Annotated in this window: 16 protein-coding genes; all 16 read right to left on the minus strand. The window is 58.0% G+C overall.

Annotation, left to right across the window (positions count from 1 at the left end):
- Positions 1-24: 24 nt before the first annotated feature.
- The gene (locus tag DIS04_RS12875; RefSeq protein WP_162623064.1) at positions 25-873 is read right to left on the minus strand and encodes a phytanoyl-CoA dioxygenase family protein; all 849 of its coding nucleotides are present in this window, start codon (positions 871-873) and stop codon (positions 25-27) included.
- A gap of 65 nt (positions 874-938) precedes the next feature.
- Positions 939-2741: an ABC transporter ATP-binding protein gene (locus tag DIS04_RS12880; RefSeq protein ID WP_111414181.1), complete on the minus strand. Its 1803-nt coding sequence runs from the start codon at positions 2739-2741 to the stop codon at positions 939-941.
- Between the two features lie 5 nt (positions 2742-2746).
- Positions 2747-5095, minus strand: a complete 2349-nt coding sequence (locus DIS04_RS12885; RefSeq protein WP_162623065.1) for a polysaccharide biosynthesis tyrosine autokinase — start codon at positions 5093-5095, stop codon at positions 2747-2749.
- A 54-nt stretch (positions 5096-5149) separates the two neighbouring features.
- Positions 5150-6247 (minus strand): DegT/DnrJ/EryC1/StrS family aminotransferase, encoded by a 1098-nt coding sequence (locus DIS04_RS12890; protein WP_111414182.1) that lies wholly within the window; start codon positions 6245-6247, stop codon positions 5150-5152.
- Positions 6244-7113, minus strand: a complete 870-nt coding sequence (gene rfbA / locus DIS04_RS12895) for a glucose-1-phosphate thymidylyltransferase RfbA (RefSeq protein WP_111414183.1) — start codon at positions 7111-7113, stop codon at positions 6244-6246. Before rfbA ends, DIS04_RS12890 begins: the two co-directional genes overlap by 4 nt.
- Positions 7110-8174 carry a dTDP-glucose 4,6-dehydratase gene (gene rfbB, locus DIS04_RS12900; RefSeq protein WP_111414184.1) on the minus strand — a complete coding sequence of 355 codons (1065 nt, stop codon included), beginning with the start codon at positions 8172-8174 and terminating at the stop codon, positions 7110-7112. Before rfbB ends, rfbA begins: the two co-directional genes overlap by 4 nt.
- Positions 8175-8987: 813 nt before the next feature.
- Entirely contained in the window at positions 8988-10379 is a 1392-nt protein-coding gene (sthA, locus tag DIS04_RS12905) for a Si-specific NAD(P)(+) transhydrogenase (protein ID WP_111414185.1), read from the minus strand.
- 94 nt (positions 10380-10473) lie between these two features.
- Positions 10474-10740 (minus strand): (Na+)-NQR maturation NqrM, encoded by a 267-nt coding sequence (nqrM, locus tag DIS04_RS12910; protein WP_111414186.1) that lies wholly within the window; start codon positions 10738-10740, stop codon positions 10474-10476.
- Between the two features lie 17 nt (positions 10741-10757).
- Positions 10758-11537 carry a hypothetical protein gene (locus DIS04_RS12915; protein WP_111414187.1) on the minus strand — a complete coding sequence of 260 codons (780 nt, stop codon included), beginning with the start codon at positions 11535-11537 and terminating at the stop codon, positions 10758-10760.
- Positions 11534-12766, minus strand: coding sequence for an NADH:ubiquinone reductase (Na(+)-transporting) subunit F (gene nqrF / locus DIS04_RS12920; RefSeq protein ID WP_111414188.1), 1233 nt, complete (start codon positions 12764-12766; stop codon positions 11534-11536). The genes DIS04_RS12915 and nqrF overlap by 4 nt, the downstream gene beginning before the upstream one ends.
- A 68-nt stretch (positions 12767-12834) precedes the next feature.
- Complete coding sequence (gene nqrE, locus DIS04_RS12925) at positions 12835-13452, minus strand: NADH:ubiquinone reductase (Na(+)-transporting) subunit E (RefSeq protein WP_104201866.1); 618 nt, start codon at positions 13450-13452, stop codon at positions 12835-12837.
- 1 nt (position 13453) lies between these two features.
- Positions 13454-14122, minus strand: coding sequence for an NADH:ubiquinone reductase (Na(+)-transporting) subunit D (locus DIS04_RS12930; RefSeq protein ID WP_111414189.1), 669 nt, complete (start codon positions 14120-14122; stop codon positions 13454-13456).
- Positions 14123-14133: 11 nt separating this feature from the next.
- The gene (locus tag DIS04_RS12935) at positions 14134-14946 is read right to left on the minus strand and encodes a Na(+)-translocating NADH-quinone reductase subunit C (protein WP_111414190.1); all 813 of its coding nucleotides are present in this window, start codon (positions 14944-14946) and stop codon (positions 14134-14136) included.
- Entirely contained in the window at positions 14946-16172 is a 1227-nt protein-coding gene (locus DIS04_RS12940) for an NADH:ubiquinone reductase (Na(+)-transporting) subunit B (protein ID WP_111414191.1), read from the minus strand. Before DIS04_RS12940 ends, DIS04_RS12935 begins: the two co-directional genes overlap by 1 nt.
- Positions 16172-17521 (minus strand): Na(+)-translocating NADH-quinone reductase subunit A, encoded by a 1350-nt coding sequence (locus DIS04_RS12945; protein ID WP_111414192.1) that lies wholly within the window; start codon positions 17519-17521, stop codon positions 16172-16174. The genes DIS04_RS12940 and DIS04_RS12945 overlap by 1 nt, the downstream gene beginning before the upstream one ends.
- A 361-nt stretch (positions 17522-17882) precedes the next feature.
- Positions 17883-19346 carry a glyceraldehyde-3-phosphate dehydrogenase gene (locus DIS04_RS12950; protein WP_111414193.1) on the minus strand — a complete coding sequence of 488 codons (1464 nt, stop codon included), beginning with the start codon at positions 19344-19346 and terminating at the stop codon, positions 17883-17885.
- Positions 19347-19549 lie beyond the last annotated feature (203 nt).

A 19549-nucleotide genomic window follows, 5' to 3' on the forward strand; every position in this document is an offset into this window, starting at 1 on the left:
TTCCTTTTATCTTACTAAAAACAATTAAAGTCGATAATCTTCGACTCGTACTGGCAGAAGATCAAAATTTCGCTTCATATCGATACCATATCGCTCGCTATCATAAGGCACCGAGCAATACCCCATGACGGCCTTCTGTCGATCAGTGAGCTGATCATAAATTTCCTGAGGCAGGTTGCCTGGTATGTCGAAGGCCTGCTTGACCCACCAGCGACAAAAAGTGGCAATCATGGCCCACCGGGTTCCACTGCTCCGGTTCTCTCGCGCTCCGTGCCAGATCCGGCTGTCCCAGATTACCAGGTCTCCGGCCTTCGCCTCGATGGAGATGGCCTCTCCAAATGCTTCCTGCGGGGCGTATCGATCTGAACGATGCGAGCCGGGTACGATCACCGTGCAGCCGTTCTCCTCGGTCTGGTCCTCCAGCAAAATGGAGCACTGCATGATGAAGGGATACGAGCCGGTATAGGGAATGAAGGAGTCTATGTGCATCGGCATTTGGTGGTTGCTGCTTCGTGCCAGGAAAGAACGGAGGATATAGTTGGGAGCATCTTCCGGGAGCGAAGTGAACCAACAGTCATTCAAAAAATGTTTCAGAATCGATTCGATAAACTCATTCCCAAGCATCATGCGTATGAAGAGCATATCTTTGTTTTGAAGATTGTAGACCATCGACTGATCTCGGTTCAAACGCGGCATCCGTTCTGATTGCATGGACACAGTCTTGGCAAACCAGTCTTCTACAAGATATTTCGCTCTGGAAATCTGCTCCGGGTCGAATGCTTTCGGTATGTAGGCGTAACCATCACGCTCGATTGAGCTGATATAGCTTTCTATGACTTTCTCATGACTCGATGCTTCAATTAGCTGTTCCATAAAAAATCTCCGCATACTCGAAATGGTTATACTGCGGCTGCGTTTTTCTCGCAACACGCTTTATCTCAGGCATGTTCCGCCATGCGCTGAAAAATGACATTCCTTTCCACAAGTTCATTGTATCTACCAGAGTCAATGACTCGACCATTCTCCATCAGGTAGATGCAGTCGCATTTCTTGACCGTGGCCAGACGATGCGCGATCAATATAATGGTTTTCTTCCCGGAAAAATCGTGAATGGCATCCATGACCAGCTTTTCGGTAATGCCGTCCAATGCGCTGGTCGCTTCATCGAAGATCAGGACCTTGGCGTCGTCATAGAGCGCCCGAGCGATCCCGATGCGTTGCCGTTGGCCTCCTGAGAGCTGAATGCCGCGTTCCCCGACACGAGTTTCAAGACCTTCTGGAAGCTGCACCAGTAGTTCATCCAACCGAGCCATGCTGGCAGCTCGCCTGACTCGCTCATCGTCTATACAAATCATCGGCAAGCCGAAAGCAATGTTTTCCCGGATACTGGCATCAGCCAGGAAAATGGACTGTGACACGAAGCCTAGGCAATTCTGCCAAGCACGTTTCTGTTCCAGCCTCAAAGGCTCACCGTCTATCAGTATGTCACCCTCATCCGGATCAATCAGACCTACCAGAATATCTATTGTGGTGGACTTGCCCGAGCCCGATGCCCCCACCAGACCGATAACCTGATTGGCACCGATCCGCAGCGAGAGTCCATTCAGGGCGGACTCTTCCTTACCGGGATAGCGGAACACGACACCATCAAGTTCAATCGTTCGTTGAGGCTCGAGGTAGCCCGCGGCCTCGGCAGGAGACGGTTCCTTGGTCTCGGCAAACCGGCTCTCGAAGAGATCTTCGCGTATGCTCTCAAAAGCCGCCAGATTGGCTCTGATGGTCGCGACACTGGTATATATCTGTTGAAAGGCGGGCAATAACTTCAGCCCGGCGAGCGCCATGACGGATAGCACGGGAAGTATGCTTCCCAGGTCGCCACGGTGCGTCGCCAGGAGATAAAGCACGAGAAAGATAACCGAGCCGAAGGCAGCCAGCTCCATTGCATAGCGCGGCACCTCGGATAATGCCTTCGTGGTCCCTCTGGCGTGACCAAGCGCTATGCTGGATACTTCGAAGCGCCGATTGAACATCCTCTGGCGCCCTAGCAGTAACGCATCCTTGATTCCTCCGAACCCCTCGGCCATCAGCTTGAAACGCTCGCGCTGCGTCTGCGTGATCTCCTTGCCGTTCGCGGTCAGTTTACGTCGTACAGTGCGGTACAAGACCAGATAGAGCAGAAAGAAGACACTTACCCCAGTTATCGCCACGACAGGATTGACGAGCAGAATCGCTACCGACATGAACAGCACCATGACGACCCTCGCATTCATTTTCATCAAGGGCGCAATGATTTTGTCGGTAATACGTGTACACTCCTGGGAGATTTTGTTTGTCAATTGCGCGCTGCTGCCATTGGCATGAAACAGCCAGGGCTGTTGCATGTAATGTCGGTAAAGCCGCGTGCTGAGTTCAGCTCCTATCTGCTGACCGTACATCGAGAGCCTCCATACCGTGTACATCGAGAGACCGGACGCAGCGGTCAATGCCGCGAGAACAAACATGCCCAACCAGAATAGAAAGTCGGCAGGGTCCTCGAACCCGCTCTGCAGGTAGAGACGCGCCAAGGTGTCATTACTCTCCAGACGCCCCAGATCGCCGACCAGTGCCATGAAAGGGCCGATGGATACGACGCCGGCCACTTCGGCAAACGCCATGAGGACGACCAGTAGCTGCAACCGGAAGAGACGCCGGCGTTGCTCACGGGTCAGCAGCGCATAGAGGTCCTTAAGGCTCGTGTACATAAGGGTCAGGAGTACTTGTAGTCATAGTGATAGCCATAGCGAATGGCGGCCTTGCGTTCCATGGCGTTGAGGATTGCGCCCTTCACCGTGACGCCTGCCGTCTCCAGACGCCTTACCGCGAGCTGGACCTCACGCACCGGATTCAGTTGGAACCGCGCCACCAGCAGCGTCGTGCCGCACTGTGCGCCGACCACAGCAGCATCCGTCACCGTAAGCACCGGCGGCGTATCAATGATTACCAGGTCATAGCGCTCGCTTACCATGGCGAGCAGACGGCTGAAGGATTCCGTCATGAGCAGTTCCGACGGGTTGGGTGGGACATCGCCCCTGGCGATAAGGTCCAGGCCCTGGATACGACTGTGCCGAATGGCATCGTCAAGCGTCAGGCTCTCGCCCAGCAACTCGGAAAGCCCTCCACTGCCGCGTTCACCGAAAGCATGGTGCAAGTGCCCTCTGCGCATGTCGGCATCCATTACCAGGACACGCTGTCCTGCTCGAGCGCAGATGGCCCCCAGGTTGACGGTGATGAAACTCTTGCCGATTCCTGGTCCGGGGCCGGTGATCATGAGACGGTTGTCGCGCCCTTCCAGCATCGCAAAATGCAGGCTGGTTCGCAGGCCACGCAGCGCTTCGATGGCTGGATCCGTCGGGTCGCGCTCGGCCAGCACATCACTGGCTACCTCACGTCCCCGACGATCACGCCGATGCTTGATTCTACGGACCAGTTTCTTCTGTTCAGCCGACATTGGCACCATGGCATAGACCGGGAGTCCATTCTCCTCGAGCTGCTCTGGCGTCTCGACTCCGCGATTTAGCCAACCACGCACCAGCACGATGCCCACCGCCAACAGCGCACCGAATAGCGCAGCCAGCATGACGATGCGGGGCTTGCGAGGCTCAATCGGGAACAGTCCCACTTCTGCCCCGTCAATGATACGAACGTTGCCGACCGTTCCGGCCCGAGTAACCTGCAGCTCCTGCATCCGGTTCAGAACATTGATGTAGATCGCTTGGGTCGCCTCCACATCCCGGGTGCGGCGCACTACTTCTTGCTGTGCTTCCGGCAAGTCGTTGATCTTGGCGTCCAGAGCGACGCGTTCCGACTCGAGCAAATGCTTCTGGCGTAGCAGAGACCGATACGTGGGATGGCTCGGCGTATAACGCTGAGCCAGCTCGGCCTCCCGGAATGCCAACTCGTTCAGTTGGCTGTCGAGGGCGACGAACTGATCGATCACGGCTTGAGCTTCGGATGTCAGATCCACGCTGTGCCGAGCAGCCCGATACTCGTTGAGGCTCTCTTCAGCCGCATAGAGTTGAGCACGTAACTCAGGGGCTTGCTCCTCGAGAAAGGCCAGACTCTGTTCTACTTCCGCTGCCTGGCGTTGCACGTTCTGGGTAAGGAACGTCTCCGCCACGGCATCCAGCGAGCGCCGCACCTCTTCTCGGTCGGTGCCGGTCAGCGTCAAGCGCAGGATACCGGTGCTGGTATTACGTGCCACCCCCACTTCGGAAACATCCAGACGACTGGACAAATCGCTGATCGCAGATGACCGTCTGCGCTTGAGGAGTGTGAAGTGAGCTCCTTCGGGAGCCTCCAGGGCAGAGATGCGCAGCTCGATATCCCCTTCGAGAAACTGCTCCAGCTCCCCGACTCGACCTTCCCCCAAGTACAGCGGGGTCTCTCCGTCCATCACCAGAGAGTAACGGCCAGGCCTACCGGCCACCACGTTCAACAAGGTCCCACGTAAACGGTCCTCAACCTGCAAGCGACCAAGCTCGAGCCACTCCCCCCCCCAGATGGACGAGCGAAGACCAAGAAAATCCGGTAAAAGAACACCATCATTATTCGGCAGGGAAATGCTGCCAGCGACAGCATCGGGTAGCGAACTTTCACGTTGCATGAACCCGGATGGCTTGAACCTATCCGGCAGGTAATCAGCAATATCGAAACTCTCTGTGGCAAACGCCGGGCGTGCGATGCCTTGTCGCTGAACATAGTTGCCGATTACTGGCAGACTTTGTGGAATGACCAACGTATCCAGACCTTCTCGATCAACGACCTGTCCGAGTACCATGCGCGACTGTAGTATCTGGACCTCGGCGGCTGTGGTGCTTTCACGCTCTTCGCCCAGCAGTTCGCTGGCAATTCCCTCGAGAGGATTGACCGTCGCTCGTCGCTCTACCTGTACCAGAGCATCACCACGATAGACTGGAGTCGCTAGCATTGCATAAGCCGCTCCGCCAGTAGCGAAGACAATTACGAGGGACAGAATCAACCATCGGTGATCGATGAGCATACCGACGAGTCGACCGAGGTCGACCTCTTCATTAACGTGCTTCGTCATTATGTCCATTGTGTTCACCGATCGCTAATAAGGGGAATCACGGATCAATACATAGAGATTGTGCTATTTAACTAGTGCCTTTTTGACGAGCTCACAGATATCTTCAACGACATGTATACTTAAGTCGGGGTAGAGAGGTAGACAAAGCACCCTTGACGATATGCTTCCGGCGATCACGCTCCTTGCCTCCCCCAGTGAAAACTCAGCGAAAGAATCCAATGGTGGGAAGAAATAACGCCTGGGAAAAACGCCTTTATCTTCCAAGCTATTCTTAACTCTAACAAGCGCACTTTCACTCTCTAAGAGAATGGGGAAATAAGCATAATTCCTCGTGCAGTTGATATTGAAACTTTGTAAGCCAACCCAACCATCCAACGAAAAAGAATACTTAAAAGTAATTTCTTTTCTCCTCTCTATGATTGCGTCCATATCGTCAAGTACGCAAAGCCCCATGGCTGCCTGGAATTCGTTCATTTTGCAGTTGATTCCAAGACTGGTCACCCCGGCATCTTCCGACAGGCCAAAATTTATAATGGCTCGTGCCTTCTCGAGACAATCCTTTGACTTGAAAACGATACCCCCACCTTCAATAGTATGAAACAGCTTGGTAGCATGAAAACTCAACGTGGCAGCATCACCGCAGGAAAACACACTCGTGCCTTGATAATCTACGCCGAAGGCATGAGCTCCGTCATAGACGATTTTAAGCCCATGCCGTTTAGCTACGATATCCAATCTATCCACATCACAAACGTTCCCATATACATGTACCGGAACCAAGACACGCGTATTCACACCAATAGACTCTTCAACCTTATCAGGATCAAGACACCAAGTATTTTCATCTATATCTGAGTAAACAGGTTGAATTCCTTGCCATTTTATTGAACTGCTGGTGGCAACAAAGCTAAAGGGAGTTGTTACAGCTTCTTGATAAGCGCCAAAAGCACCAAGACCCAGCGCTTTGTAGGCGACTTGAAGTGCTAGCGTTCCATTAGCGACCAGCAAGAGATTCTTGACTCCCAAATATTCTTCCAGGCGGAAAGTAAGCTCCTTAACCAGAGGGGCATTGTTCGTCAAATGTCTACTTGAATAAATTCTATCGACATATTTGTCGTATTTGTCACGATGCGGCAGATAGGGGTGCGTGACAGGAATCATAACTCTCTCACCAAATCCAAGAGATAACGACCATAACAATTCTTGGATAGTTCCCTGCCTACCCGAGAGAGATCATTGACAGACAGCCAACCATTGTTAAAAGCAATTTCTTCGAGACAAGCTATCTTTAAACCCTGCCGTTTTTCTATCGTTTCGACAAATTGGGAAGCCTCAAGCAAGCTTTCGTGTGTCCCCGTATCAAACCAAGCAAAGCCTCGACCAAACAGCTCGACTCTTAACTTGTTGTTCTTCAAATAAGCTTGGTTGACAGAAGTTATTTCCAGCTCTCCTCGGCTAGATGGCCTTACCTCCTTGGCAAGATTTACTACGTCGTTGTCGTAAAAATAAAGACCCGTTACGGCAAAACGGGACTTTGGGCTGTCGGGTTTCTCCTCGAGTGAAAGCACCTGCATTCTTTCATCAAATTCCACCACGCCGAAGCGCTCAGGATCACTGACTGGATAACCGAATACCGTAGCGCCATTCTCACGCTTTGCCACCTGCTGGAGAAGCGGTGAAAACCCCTGTCCATAAAAAATATTATCGCCAAGCACCAAGCAGACGCTGTCATGACCAATGAAGGACTCGCCAATGATGAACGCTTGCGCCAGTCCATCGGGGCTTGGCTGCACAGCGTAACTCAGATTTAAACCATATTGGCTTCCATCAGCAAGCAGTCTTTGAAAGCAACTTTGCTCTTCGGGGGTGGTAATGATCAATATCTCTCGTATGCCAGCCAACATCAACACCGATAGCGGATAATAGATCATTGGCTTGTCATATACTGGAAGGAGCTGCTTGGAAATCCCCTTGGTTATCGGGTACAGTCGCGTACCTGAACCACCGGCAAGTACAATACCTTTCATGCCACCTCCCTCCCCGTTGTACCCAGGCGAGTACGTTGGTAGTTGTGTGCTTGTACCTGACGGCACCAAGAAAGATTATTAAGGAACCAGATCACTGTTTTTCGTAGCCCTGTCTCGAATGACTCCATTGGTTCCCATCCCAATTCTCTACTTATCTTACCTGGGTCGATGGCATATCTTTGGTCATGCCCCGGGCGATCCGCCACATGTGTGATCAGAGTATGATAGGACTTTTCGCGAGGCTGAAGTTCATCTAAAAGATTGCAGAGTGCTCTTACAACTTCCGCGTTGGTTTTTTCGCAACATCCGCCAACATTATAGGTTTCCCCAACCATGCCGTGTTCTATGACCTTACACAAGGCTCGCGCATGATCCTCAACATATAGCCAGTCACGTACCTGTAGGCCGTTTCCATAGAGGGGCAAGGGTTTTCCTTCCAGTGCATTTAAAATCATCAACGGAATCATTTTCTCTGGAAAATGATAAGGGCCGTAATTGTTTGAGCAGTTCGTGACGATAACCGGCAGCCCAAAAGTCCTCCGCCAAGCACGAACTAGATGATCTGCACCAGCCTTGCTTGCGGCGTAGGGAGAACTGGGAGCATAGCGTGTCTCTTCAGAAAACCTTGCTTTGACATTGCCAAGATCACCGAAAACCTCATCTGTCGAGACATGTAGAAACCTGAAGCAGTTACGCCGCTCGCGAGACATTTCCATCCAGTATCGTCGCGCTACCTCTAAAAGTCGATAGGTACCTACTATATTAGTTTCTATGAAATTTTTTGGACCATCAATGGAGCGATCCACATGACTCTCGGCAGCCAGATGGAGCACCCTATCCGGCTGATGGCACCGAAATACTTGGTGCATCTTATCCTCATCGCAAATATCAACTTCCTCAAAAAAATAACGCGGCTCGCTCGATACATCGCGCAGCGATTCCAAGTGCCCAGCATAGGTAAGCTTATCGACATTCACTACCTGGCAATCAGTATTTAAAATAATGTGGCGAATAACAGCCGACCCAATGAAACCCGCTCCTCCAGTTACGAGATATTTCATTGTGCTAGGCCCCACTGCGCTAGTAAAAACAAGATTAAACCCGTCTCCGGCCACGCTACCGCCGATGAAGACCTCTGGTGAGCTCTTCGAAACTGTAGCCATCCCTATGCTCGGACCTTTACGGTCGCAGCCCGGACTGGATGATGTTTACAACAAAATGAAAGTTAGACATACATAAGATTACATACAGTTTCACTTTCTGCGCATACTATTTTTCTCAGATCTTCTTTCCGGGTTCTTAAAAAAATTTTTTTTTTCAAACCAATTCTATAACAATCCAGTTCATGATTTTTTTGGTAGATTTCCTATTGCAGGTGACTAATAATTTCAATGAAAAACAATGATGGCATTCTCATACTTCAGATTTCACTTGCAAGGATATCTTTCGTATCACTGCGTTACAAATAGTGAACCGAGAGCAAACGTCATGGGGAATGACTGGGCCATCGGCCCGGTGGAAACCTGAATACGATGGGGGTTCATCGGTTGATGAAAGGGGGGAATGTGGGGGATTTCCGTATGTAGCGACACAAGGAGCTAATCGAAAATCTAGACTTTTTTCTAACGATGCCTGTTCGGTTGATGCTATTCACCGATATTACAAGTATCAGAACACAGTCTAGTGATTCCCAATCCAGAAAGATGAGTTATCCATCTAATATTGGACCCAGCCCATGCTACGAGGCGAGTTCATCAACTTCACCACATCCTTGATCAGGGAGAGTAATTAGCTCGTCATGTAAAGGCATTGCACCATGTCATGACGAGCCGAAAAGTGCGTAAAAAGGTTAACTGTTGGATGAACAGGAAACCTCAGAACACCCGGTTCAGTCCATTCTGGGCCGCTACGCGGTAGGCCTCGGCCATGGTGGGATAGTTGAAGGTGGTGTTGACGAAGTAGTTGAGGGTGTTGGCCTCGCCTTTCTGCTGCATGATGGCCTGACCGATATGCACAATCTCGGAGGCCTGATCGCCGAAGCAGTGGATGCCGTAGATCTCGAGGGTGTCCTGATGGAACAGGATCTTGAGCATGCCCACCGTGTCGCCGGTGATCTGCGCGCGGGCGGTGTCCTTGAAGAACGCCTGGGCCACCTCGTAGGGCACCTTGGCTTCCGTGAGTTCGCGCTCGGTGCGACCGAAGGAACTGATCTCGGGGATGGTGTAGATGCCCGTCGGCACCTCGTTGACGAAGCGGTAATCCCGCTCGAGCAGCTCGTCGCAGGCGTTGAGCCCCTGGTCGTAGGCGGCGCTCGCCAGGCTCGGCCAGCCGATCACATCACCGGCGGCATAGATATGCGGGATGGCGGTGCGGTAGTGATCGTCGACCTGCAGCTGGCCACGCCCGTTGGCCTCGAGACCGATGTTCTCCAGGCCGAGCTCGTCGGTATTGCCGGTACGGCCGTTGGCCCACAGGAAGGCGTCGGCACGCAGCTTCTTGCCCGACTTGAGGTAGACCACCACCCCCGACTCATCGCCCTCGACCCGCTCGTATTCCTCATTGTGGCGGATCAGCACGCCATGCTTGCGGAGGTGGTAGGAGAGCGCATCGCTGATCTCGTCGTCGAGGAACGAGAGCAGGCGGTCGCGGCTGTTGATCAGGTCCACCTTGACGCCGAGCCCCGAGAAGATCGAGGCGTACTCACAGCCGATCACGCCCGCGCCGAAGATGATCAGGGTGCGCGGCGTATGCGACAGGCTGAGGATGGAGTCGGAGTCGTAGATGCGTGGATGACGGAAATTGATGTCGGCGGGTCGGTAGGGACGCGAACCGGTGGCGATGATGACCTTCTGCGCCACCAGTTCCTCCAGCGCTTCCTGGCGGTCACGGATCAGCAGCGTATGTTCGTCCTTGAAGCGTGCCACTCCGTTGAAGAGGTCGATGCGGTTGCGCGCATAGAACTTGGTGCGCATCTCGACCTGCTGGTCGATGGTGATGCGCGAACGCTCCATGACCCTGGGAAAGGAGAACCATCGCGGCTCGCCGATATCGCGGAACATGCGGTTGGTGTTGAACTGCATGATCTGCTTGACCTGATGCCGCAGCGCCTTGGAGGGGATGGTCCCCCAATGGGTGCAATTGCCTCCCAGGACCGGCTGCTTCTCCACCACCGCCACCCGCTTGCCATGCTTGGCGGCGTTGATGGCGGCGCTCTCGCCGGCGGGCCCGGTTCCGATCACCACCACGTCGTAGTTATGGACTGCCATGGGCGCTTGCGTCTCCTTTCCCTTGTCGATGTTGGTTTTCGGCTTGCGCGACTACGCCGCCGGCGAGGCAACGTGCACGACACCTTGCCGGAGCCTAACGACGAGTGGCGTCGTAGCCGAGGTCGGCACCACGGCTCTCGTCGCTCGAGCGACGCGCGCTGACCGGCTCACCCTTGCGCTTGCGGTTCTCCTCCTCGCATATCTCGTCCTTGCCGCCGCAGATGTCGCAGCCCTCCTTGAGTCCCAGCTTGTTGAGACCGCCGCAGGAACCGGCAATGGGCTTGCGCCCCATGATCACGCCGATGGCCATGGCCGCCATGATCAGCAGCATGAAGCCCAGCACGACGAGAAACGTACTCATAGGTAACCTCCTGGCGGCTAGGGCTCGAGCCAGGGCTCGAGGGCCGCGGTATGTTGGAATTCAATACCCTGTGGTGTCTTGACAACAACCCTGGCGGCACTATCCATACGCTCGGCAAGGCTCAGCGCCTCGGCCGGGTCGGCACGCATCAGCCGGCTTGCCTGATGCATGGCCTCGCTGGCACTCGGCGCGACCACGCTTACCGCCAGCGGCGCCGTCATGGTGACCAGCGGCACCACGTCCCGACGCGCGAAGCGATGCACCACCGCGGCATCCCGCAGCCTCAGGTGCCTTGCGTCGGCCGGGCCTGGCAGGCCCGCCTGCTCGAGTGACAGGCGCCAGTCACCCGCCGGCGGCTCGCCCCGGGCGCGCATCACGCCCCCGACCTCGACGAGCGAGGCGGCGAGGGCCGGGTCATGCTCCTCGAGCCATAGCGTCAGCCGATCGGCGGCTAGCGCATGCGCCAGGCGATCCGCCTCATGCCGCAGCGCAGACGTGGGTGACCAGAACCGAACGGTGGCAGCGTCCAGCGCACGCATGAGATCGCCTCGCTGACGCTCGAGCGTTGCCAGTTCACCTTGTATGCCGGCTTCGAGCTCAGCACGCCTTGCCTGGTCGAGGTCGGCATACAGGGTGATGTGGTAACCCGTGCCCAGGGCCGTGCCCTGGATGAGATGTTCGTCGGCCGTGTCACGGCAACCACTGAGCGCCAAGAGCCCGGCGAGCACCGTGGGAAGGAGCCGGGCTGGCCCACTGAGGACCAGCCCGGAGAGTCGCCCGTAGGCGAAGGGGATCATCCGCCAAAGTCATCCAGCATGATGTTCTCGGGCTCGACGCCCAGGTCGAGCAGCATCTTGATGACGGAGGCGTTCATCATCGGCGGACCGCACATGTAGTACTCGCAGTCCTCGGGAGCCGGATGGTCCTTGAGGTAGTTCTCGTACAGCACGTTGTGGATGAACCCGGTGGGCCCGGTCCAGTTGTCCTCGGGCAGCGGATCGGACAGTGCCAGGTGCCATTCGAAGTTGGGGAACTCCTCGGCCAGCTGATCGTACTCCTCGTTGTAGAAGGTCTCGCGCCAGGAGCGCGCACCGTACCAGAACGAGATCTTGCGGTCGGTCTTGATCCGCTTGAGCTGGTCGAAGATGTGGCTGCGCATGGGCGCCATGCCGGCACCGCCGCCGACGAACACCATCTCGGCATCGGTGTCCTTGGCGAAGAACTCGCCGAAGGGCCCCATCACGGTGACCTTGTCGCCCGGCTTCAGGCTGAAGACGTAGGTCGACATCAGCCCCGGCGGATGGTTGGTGCCGGGAGGCGGCGTGGCGATACGGATGTTGAACTTGAGGATGCCCTTCTCTTCGGGATAGTTCGCCATCGAGTAGGCGCGGATGACCTCCTCGCTGTTCTTGTGGCGAATCTTGAACAGATCGAACTTCTCCCAGTCGCCGCGATACTCCTCCTCGATGTCGAAGTCGGAGAACGAGATGTCATAGGGCGGCGCCACGAGCTGGACGTAGCCGCCGGCACGGAAGGCCACTTCCTCTCCCTCGGGCAGCTTGAGGTTGAGCTCCTTGATGAAGGTCGCCACGTTGGGATTGCCGATGACCTCGCACTCCCACTTCTTGACGCCGAAGACCTCCTCGGGCACCTCGATCTTCATGTCCTGCTTGACCGGCACCTGGCAGGAGAGACGCCAGCCCTCCTTCTTCTCGCGCAGGGTGAAGTGGGATTCCTCGGTGGGCAGGATGGAGCCGCCCCCCTCCTCCACCCGGCACTTGCACTGGGCACAGGAGCCGCCGCCGCCGCAGGCGGAAGAGAGAAAGATGCCATTGGCGGCCAGGGTGTTGAGCAGCTTGCCACCGGCCTGGGTGGTGATGGTGTGTTCCGGGTCGCCGTTGATCTCGATGGAAACGTCGCCGGTGCTGACGAGCTTGCTGCGGGCCGCCAGGATCACCATGACGAGGCCGATGACGACCACGGTGAACATGAACACACCGAGCAAGATGATAGATGTTCCAACCATGTCGGTTTCCTATTTGCTGTGTAACCTGTTTCCCGGCGGCGCGCACGCCGCCAGGAATCCGCCCTGGCTCAGAGCTGGATGCCCGAGAAGGACATGAAGCCCAGCGACATCAGCCCCACGGTGATGAAGGTGATGCCCAGGCCCTGCAGGCCGGCCGGCACGTCGCTGTACTTGAGCCGCTCGCGAATCCCCGCCAGCGCGGTGATGGCCAGCGCCCAGCCGACGCCGGACCCCAGGCCGTAGACCACGGATTCGCCGAAGCCATAGTTACGCTCGACCATGAACAGCACGCCACCGAGGATGGCGCAGTTCACGGTGATCAGCGGCAGAAACACGCCCAGCGCGTTGTAGAGCGCCGGCACGTACTTGTCGAGGAACATCTCGAGAATCTGCACCAGAGCGGCAATGACACCGATATAGGAGAGCAGGCCCAGGAACGACAGGTCGATGTTCTCGGCCCCTTCGATACCGGTCCAGGTCAGGGCGCCCTCTGCCAGCAGCGCGTTGTAGATGACGTTGTTGACGGGCACCGAGATGGTCAGCACCACGATCACCGCGATACCGAGACCGATGGCCGCCGAGACCTTCTTGGAAACCGCCAGGAAGGTACACATGCCCAGGAAGAACGCCAGCGCCAGGTTCTCGACGAAGACCGAGGCAACGAACAGGCTGATATAGTGCTCCATGTTACACGGCCTCCTTCGGTTGACTGTTTTCCTTCATCTTGAACTCGTTCGCCTCGATCTGCTCCGGATGGGTAGAGCGCAGCGCCCAGATGATCAGACCGATGATGAAGAACGCCGACGGCGGCAGCAGCAGCAGGCCGTTGGGCACGTACCAGCCGCCGTCCTGCACGGTGGGCAGGATGGTGAAGCCGAACACGCTGCCGGCACCGAGCAGCTCACGGACAAAGCCCACGGTCATCAGGATGAAGCCATAGCCGAGACCGTTGCCGATGCCATCCAGGAACGAGAGCCCCGGGCTGTTCTGCATGGCAAAGCCTTCGGCGCGCCCCATCACGATGCAGTTGGTGATGATCAGGCCGACGAACACTGAGAGCTGCTTGGACATCTCGTAGGCAAAGGCCTTCAGGATCTGGTCGACCACGATCACCAGCGAGGCGATGATGGTCATCTGCACGATGATGCGGATCGACGACGGAATGTGGTGGCGGATGAGCGACACGAACATGCTCGAGAATGCCGTCACGAAGATCACGGCCAGCGTCATGACCAGCGATACGCTCATGCTGGTCGTCACCGCCAGCGCCGAACAGATGCCGAGCACCTGCAGCGCGATGGGGTTGTTGTTGAAGATCGGGGTCGTCAGGACGCCCTTGGGAGTCACAGCGGACATTGTCAGGCTCCTTAAGCTTCAGCTTCGAGTTCGACGTCGGATTCCTGGGCTTCCTCCGGATCGATTCCGTCGCGGAACCGTGCCAGGTACTCACCGAAGCCTTCCGGGCTCAGCCAGAACTGCAGCATGTTGGTGACGCCGTTGCTGGTCAATGTGGCACCGGACAGCGCATCGATCTCGGTCTCGTCGTCGGCGCCGCCCTTGGTCAGGTGAATGTCGGGTACGACATCGTCCTCGTCGGCAAAGATCTTCTTGCCTTCCCACTGGGCCTGCCAGCGCGGATTGTTGACCTCCGCGCCCAGGCCCGGGGTTTCACTGTGCTCGTAGTAGGTGATACCGACGATCGTGTTGCCATCCCCCTCCACCGACATGAAGCCGCGCATCAGGCCCCACAGGCCCTGGCCACGGATGGGCAGGATGATCTGCTCCGGCTCATCGGGGTCACCGACCAGGTAGACCGTGGCAAAGTTCTCGACGCGGCTCAGGCCGGCGATGTCACGATCGCCCGACAGGGTACGCCCCGTGGCCGGATCGCGTGCTGCCTGGAAGTGGTCGAAGGTCTCCGGATCGAACTCGTCGGTGTACTCGCCGGTGCGCATGTCGACCACGCGCGGCGTCACGTCACCGAAGGCCGCTTCCACGTCCATGCCCGGCTCGTAGAGGTTGGCCACGCTGAGGATATTCGTCTTGCGATCGAGTTCCTGGTTGAGCTGTTGCTTGGACCGCAGCGCCACCGCCGCGGTCGACACGATGACCGAACACACGATACAGAGTGCGAACGCCACCGTGAGGATCTTCTTGATGGAGTTATTGCTCTGTGCCATCAGGCAGTCTCCTCGGCCGGTGCACCGACACGCCGCAGGCGGCGCTTGATGTTGGCCTGTACAAAGAAGTGATCGATCAGCGGCGCAAACAGGTTGGCGAACAGGATCGCCAGCATGATCCCTTCGGGGAACGCCGGGTTGACCACGCGGATCAGCACGGTCATCACGCCGATCAGGATGCCGAAGATCAGCCGTCCCGGGTTGGTCATGGAAGCCGACACCGGGTCGGTGGCCATGAACACCATGCCGAAGGCGAAGCCCCCGATGACCAGGTGCCAGTACCAGGGCATGGCGAACATCGGGTTGCTGTCGGACCCGACCAGGTTGAACAGCAGGCTGGTCCCCGCCATGCCGAGCAGGCAGCCGAGCATGATTCGCCAGGAGGCGATCTTGGTCCACAGCAGCACCGCGGCACCGATGAAGATCGCCAGGGTCGAGACCTCACCGACGGAGCCCGGCAGGTAGCCGATGAAGGCATCCCACCAGCTGTACTGCGAGGACAGCTCTCCCATGCCCTCCTGGAAGGCGATGGAGAGCGGGGTCGCGCCGGTGTAGCCGTCGGCCGCCACCCATACCGCGTCACCCGAGATCTGCGCCGGATAGGCGAAATAGAGGAAGGCACGGCCGGTCAGCGCCGGGTTGAGGAAGTTCTTGCCGGTGCCTCCGAAGATCTCCTTGCCGATCACCACGCCGAAGGTGATGCCCAGCGCCACCTGCCACAGCGGAATGGTGGCCGGCAGGATCAGGGCATACAGCACGGAGGTGACGAAGAAGCCCTCGTTGACCTCATGACCGCGCTTGACGGCGAACAGCACCTCCCAGAAGCCACCGACCACGAAGGTCACCAGGTAGATGGGCAGGAAGTAGGTGGCGCCGAGCACGAAGTTCGCCCACTGGCTGTCCGGATCGTGACCGGAGGCCAGCACCATGAGAATCGCTTCGCGCCAGCCGTCCATGGAAGCGTGGCCGTCGGCAATGGCGCTGTTGGCCAGCCAGCCGGCATTCCACATGCCGAAGAACATGGCCGGGAAGGTACACAGCCACACGGTGATCATGATGCGCTTGAGGTCGATGCCGTCGCGCACGTGAGCCGTGGTCTTGGTGACGCTGGGCGGCGAGTAGAAGATGGTGTCCACCGCTTCGAACAGCGGGTACCACTTCTCGTACTTGCCACCCTTGTGGAAATGCGGTTCGAGATTGTCGAGCGTCTGTCGGATACCCATCATCAGGCCTCTTTCTCGATCATGGTGAGGTTGTCACGCAGGATGGGACCGTACTCGTACTTGCCCGGGCACACGTAGGTGCACAGCGCCAGGTCCTCTTCATCCAGCTCCAGGCACCCAAGCTGCATGGCCACCTCGATGTCCCCGACGATCAGCGTACGCAGCAGCTGGGTCGGCAGGATATCCAGCGGCATCACTTCCTCGTAGACGCCCACCGGCACCATGGCCCGCTCGGAGCCGTTGGTGGAGGTGTTGGGCGCATAGTTGGAGAGCCCCTTGAACTTCGACAGGTAGATGCCCAGTACCGAGTGTCGGTTGTTGCCCGGTGACAGCCAACCCAGGAAGGCGCGCTTGTTGCCCTCCTCGAGCAGAGTGAACTGGTTGTGGAAGCGGCCCAGGTAACGCAGGCTGCCTTCCGCGGTGAAGCCGGAGAACACCGAGCCGGAGATCACGCGAGTATCTTGGGGTTGGAGGATTTCTCCCGCCAACAGTTCCTCGGTGCTGGCGCCGATCCGCGTGCGCAGCAGGCGCGGCTTCTCGGCACGCGGGCCGCCCACGGCGACGACCCGGGACATGTCGAGCCTGCCCTCGCTGAAGAGCTTGCCGAAGGCGATCACGTCCTGGTAGCCGATGTGCCAGACCCGCTTGTGCAGCGCGACCGGCGACAGGAAGTGAATGTGCGTTCCGACCAGGCCGGCCGGGTGAGGGCCGCCGAAGGTCTCGACCTGCACGCCGGCCACGTCGCCGCCGGGAATCTGCGCGTCGGGTGCCGTGCACAGGAAGACCTTGCCCTGGGTCAGGCGCGACAGCACCTTGAGCCCGTCCTCGAAGGCAGCGGCCTGCTCGTTGATGATATCGGCAGGATTCGCCGCCAGCGGATGGGTGTCGATCGCGGTGACGAAGATGTCGGCCGGCTCGGCGTCGATGGCCGGGCTGCGCGAGAAGGGACGGGTACGCAGCGCCGTCCACAGCCCCGACTCGACCAGCCGATCGACGACGGCCTGGCGCTCGAGGGACGCGAGTCCGTCACGCCCGTGGGCCGTGAACTCGACCGCTTCCTCGTTCTCGTCGACCTGGATCACGACCGAGAGCAGCTTGCGCTTCTCGCCACGGTTGATGGCGACGACTTCGCCGGCTGCCGGTGCCGTGAAGCGCACGCCGGGGTTCTTCTTGTCAGTGAAGAGGAGTTGGCCCAGTTTCACCTTGTCCCCTTCCCGGACCTCCATGGTCGGCTTCATGCCGACGTAGTCGGTGCCCAGGACGGCCACGTGACGCACGGGTCGCGCATCCTCGATGCGCGGCTCGGGCGTCCCCATGATGGGGAGATCCAGGCCTTTCTTGACTTCGATCATAGTCTCGCCCAGTTGATGGATCGGAAATGCGAAGGAAAGGGGTTCGAATGGATTCGAATTCTTGTTGAGTCAGTACGTTACCAGTCAGACCCGAGGGTATTCGGGCCACCCCGAAAAAATCCACCGCATTATAAAGACAAGCGCGACCAAAGACCACACGGCCTAAGGTCGCAAAAGCGGGCAAGGAACCGCTCCAGGCTTGGCTTCAACAGGGTTCAATAGGCGTTGAAAGGCGCTCGTTTCAGGGGCTTCGGAGCGACCGCGGGCGCCGGGGCAACGCCCCGAAGGCGTCGCCACGGATGACAGGAAAATGACCCGGGTCAGGGAATCCCGACCCGGGAGGTCGGGTATGGCCGTAGGCTCAAGCCTGGGCGCGAGGCAGCTTGAGGAAGTGCACGTTGGAGATGTGCTGCAGGATGCGCACCACCTGACAGCTGTAGCCGAACTCGTTGTCGTACCAGACGTAGAGCACCGCCTGCTTGCCGCTGACGATGGTCGCCTTGGCGTCGACGATACCGGCATGGCGGTTACCGACGAAGTCCGAGGAGACCACCTCGGGCGAATCGACGTAGTCGATCTGCTTCTGGTAGGAGGAGTCGATCGACATGCGGCGCAGGTAGTCGTTGAGCGCCTCGGCATCGGTCTCGCGGCCCAGGGTCAGGTTGAGGATGGCCATGGAGACGTTGGGGATCGGCACGCGAATGGCATTGCCGGTCAGCTTGCCGGAGAGCTCCGGCAACGCCTTGGCCACCGCCTTGGCGGCGCCGGTCTCGGTCAACACCATGTTGAGCGGCGCGCTACGTCCGCGGCGATCGCCCTTGTGGTAGTTGTCGATCAGGTTCTGGTCGTTGGTGTAGGCGTGCACCGTCTCGACGTGGCCGCACTCGATGCGGTATTCGTCGTTGAGCACCTTGAGCACCGGCACGATGGCGTTGGTGGTGCAGGAAGCCGCCGAGAGGATGGTGTCGTCCGCGGCGATATCGCCGTGGTTGATGCCGAAGACGATGTTCTTGATGTCGCCCTTGCCCGGCGCCGTGAGCAGCGCCTTGGACACGCCCTTGCATTCCAGGTGCTGGCCGAGGCCGGCCTCGTCGCGCCAGATGCCGGTATTGTCGACCACCACGGCGTTGTCGATGCCGTAGGCGGTGTAGTCGACGTCGCTCGGCTTGTCGGCATAGATCACCTGGATGACGTTGCCGTTGGCGGTGATGGTACGAGCCTCGGTGTCGACGCTGATGGTGCCGTCGAACGGGCCATGGACCGAATCGCGGCGCAGCAGGCTCGCCCGCTTCTCGAGATCCTTGGCGATATCGCCCCGGCCCCGCACGACGATGGCGCGCAGGCGCAGCAGGTTGCCGCCGCCGGCCTTTTCCACCAGCACGCGTGCCAGCAGGCGGCCGATGCGGCCGAAGCCGTAGAGCACCACGTCCTTGGACTGGCCATTGTTGCCGTTGGAGTCGTGGGCGTCGACGATCTCGGCGAGCTCCTCGCGCAGGAAGGCCTTGGCGTCGCCGCCTCCGCGCTTCTTGAAGGCCACGCCCAGCTTGCCCACGTCGACATGGGCCGGGCCCAGGTTGAGTTCGGTCATGGCCTGGACCAGCGGCAGGGTGTCCCGCACCGAAAGCTCGGTACCCTCGACCTTCCTGACGAAGCGATGGTCCTTCAGGATCCGGATCACCGAGCGATTGAACAGCGAGCGCCCATAGAGGGTGGTGACCACGTTGTTGTGCCGATAGAGGCTGCCGATCAGCGGGATCATATGTTCGGCAAGTGCCTGATTGTCGTGCCATTCCTGGAAGACGGTCTCGAGGGGTTGCTGACTCACGTGAAGCCTCTCTGGGTGTCGTAGATTCGCCGTCATTATCCCGTTCGCGCTGCGGTGGGGCAATCGCAGGATGGTCGCAGGCGGTGTAGGGGGATTACAGAAATCGCGGCTTGACTACAAGCACCGCGCCGGGCTGGTATGATCCTTCACCTGTCTCATGCCGTTGCGGCCCTACGGGCATCGCATGCGGCCTCCGCGGTCAG

It is taken from the genome of Billgrantia lactosivorans (genome assembly GCF_003254665.1).
GTDB classification, from domain to species: domain Bacteria; phylum Pseudomonadota; class Gammaproteobacteria; order Pseudomonadales; family Halomonadaceae; genus Halomonas; species Halomonas lactosivorans.

Bases quoted from the DNA above. Each gene is read 5' to 3' on its own strand.
- DIS04_RS12875 (WP_162623064.1), bottom strand. From the start codon at position 873: ATGGAACAGCTAATTGAAGCATCGAGTCATGAGAAAGTCATAGAAAGC.
- DIS04_RS12880 (WP_111414181.1), bottom strand. From the start codon at position 2,741: ATGTACACGAGCCTTAAGGACCTCTATGCGCTGCTGACCCGTGAGCAA.
- DIS04_RS12885 (WP_162623065.1), bottom strand. From the start codon at position 5,095: ATGGACATAATGACGAAGCACGTTAATGAAGAGGTCGACCTCGGTCGA.
- DIS04_RS12890 (WP_111414182.1), bottom strand. From the start codon at position 6,247: ATGATTCCTGTCACGCACCCCTATCTGCCGCATCGTGACAAATACGAC.
- rfbA (WP_111414183.1), bottom strand. From the start codon at position 7,113: ATGAAAGGTATTGTACTTGCCGGTGGTTCAGGTACGCGACTGTACCCG.
- rfbB (WP_111414184.1), bottom strand. From the start codon at position 8,174: ATGAAATATCTCGTAACTGGAGGAGCGGGTTTCATTGGGTCGGCTGTT.
- sthA (WP_111414185.1), bottom strand. From the start codon at position 10,379: ATGGCAGTCCATAACTACGACGTGGTGGTGATCGGAACCGGGCCCGCC.
- nqrM (WP_111414186.1), bottom strand. From the start codon at position 10,740: ATGAGTACGTTTCTCGTCGTGCTGGGCTTCATGCTGCTGATCATGGCG.
- DIS04_RS12915 (WP_111414187.1), bottom strand. From the start codon at position 11,537: ATGATCCCCTTCGCCTACGGGCGACTCTCCGGGCTGGTCCTCAGTGGG.
- nqrF (WP_111414188.1), bottom strand. From the start codon at position 12,766: ATGGTTGGAACATCTATCATCTTGCTCGGTGTGTTCATGTTCACCGTG.
- nqrE (WP_104201866.1), bottom strand. From the start codon at position 13,452: ATGGAGCACTATATCAGCCTGTTCGTTGCCTCGGTCTTCGTCGAGAAC.
- DIS04_RS12930 (WP_111414189.1), bottom strand. From the start codon at position 14,122: ATGTCCGCTGTGACTCCCAAGGGCGTCCTGACGACCCCGATCTTCAAC.
- DIS04_RS12935 (WP_111414190.1), bottom strand. From the start codon at position 14,946: ATGGCACAGAGCAATAACTCCATCAAGAAGATCCTCACGGTGGCGTTC.
- DIS04_RS12940 (WP_111414191.1), bottom strand. From the start codon at position 16,172: ATGATGGGTATCCGACAGACGCTCGACAATCTCGAACCGCATTTCCAC.
- DIS04_RS12945 (WP_111414192.1), bottom strand. From the start codon at position 17,521: ATGATCGAAGTCAAGAAAGGCCTGGATCTCCCCATCATGGGGACGCCC.